Origin of the sequence: Streptomyces sp. BR123 (assembly GCF_013401435.1) — a bacterium.
In the GTDB taxonomy this organism is placed as follows: domain Bacteria; phylum Actinomycetota; class Actinomycetes; order Streptomycetales; family Streptomycetaceae; genus Streptomyces.
Genome location: NZ_JACBGN010000609.1, coordinates 1 through 1,228, shown reverse-complemented (window position 1 = coordinate 1,228; position 1,228 = coordinate 1). Strand labels below are relative to the sequence as shown.

The window sequence follows — 1,228 nt, the reverse complement described above, 5'->3', positions numbered from 1 at the left end:
GGGTGTTCGGGCGGGCCCGCAGGGGTCCGGCCGGCGCGCTGCTGGCAGGGTGTGCGGTCCTGCTGGCGACGGGGTGCAGTCCGGCGGGCGGTCCCGGGGCCGCGCCGGGCAGCTCGCCGCCGCGCGGGGCGCCCAGTGAGGCGGCGGCGGGCTCGCCGGGCGGCGCGTCCGGTGCGGCGAAGAGCCCGGGGGCGCCGGCCAAAGGCTCGGTGACGGTGACCGGGGAGATCGCCAAGGACCTCGCCTCCCCGTGGGGGGTGGCCCCGCTGCCCGACGGGGATCTGCTGGTCGCCTCGCGGGACAAGGGCACGATCAGCAGGGTCGCCCCGGACTCGGGGAAGGTGACGCAGATCGGGGAGGTGCCGGGGGTGGATCCCGGCGGCGAGGGCGGCCTGCTGGGCCTGGCGGTGTCCCCGTCGTTCGCCTCGGACCGGATGGTCTACGCCTACTTCACGACGGCGTCGGACAATCGCATCGCCCGCATGCGGTACGACGAGCACCGGGACCCCGGGCAGCAGCTGGGCGCGCCGGACACGGTGCTGCGCGGCATCCCCAAGGGCGTCTTCCACAACGGCGGCCGGATCGCGTTCGGCCCGGACCGGATGCTGTACGCGGGGACGGGCGAGACCGGTGACCCCGGGCTCGCGCAGGACAGGAAGTCGCTGGGCGGCAAGATCCTGCGGATGACGCCGGACGGGAAGCCGGTGCACGGCAACCCCGAGGCCGACTCGGTCGTCTACTCGTACGGGCACCGCAATGTGCAGGGCCTCGCCTGGGACCAGGACAAGCGGCTGTGGGCCTCCGAGTTCGGCCAGCACACCTGGGACGAGCTGAACCTGATCGAGCCCGGCGGGAACTACGGCTGGCCCGACGAGGAGGGCAAGGCGGGCAGACCGGGCCTGCGCGACCCGGTGGCGGTGTGGAGGCCGGACGAGGCTTCGCCGAGCGGGATCGCCTGGGCGCAGGGCTCGGTGTGGATGGCCGGGCTGAAGGGCGAGCGGCTGTGGCGGATCCCGATGGCGGGGGCTGCGCCGGCGGCTGCGCCGGAGGGCTTCCTGGAGGGGAGGTACGGCCGGCTGCGCTCGGTGATCGCCCTGGGCGGGGACAGGCTGCTGCTGGTGACGAGCGAGACGGACGGACGCGGATCGCCGCAGGCCGGCGACGACAGGATCCTGACACTGACGGTGCAGTGACCGCGCGCCCTGCGGGGAGGGGCGGGCAGGAGGGG

General features: G+C 75.3%; 1 protein-coding gene. It reads left to right on the top strand.

Features of this window, described 5'->3' with window-relative positions; translation table 11 throughout:
- The first annotated feature begins 2 nt into the window (after positions 1–2).
- Positions 3–1,193, top strand: coding sequence for a PQQ-dependent sugar dehydrogenase (locus tag HYE82_RS36625; protein WP_179178536.1), 1,191 nt, complete (start codon positions 3–5; stop codon positions 1,191–1,193).
- Positions 1,194–1,228 lie beyond the last annotated feature (35 nt).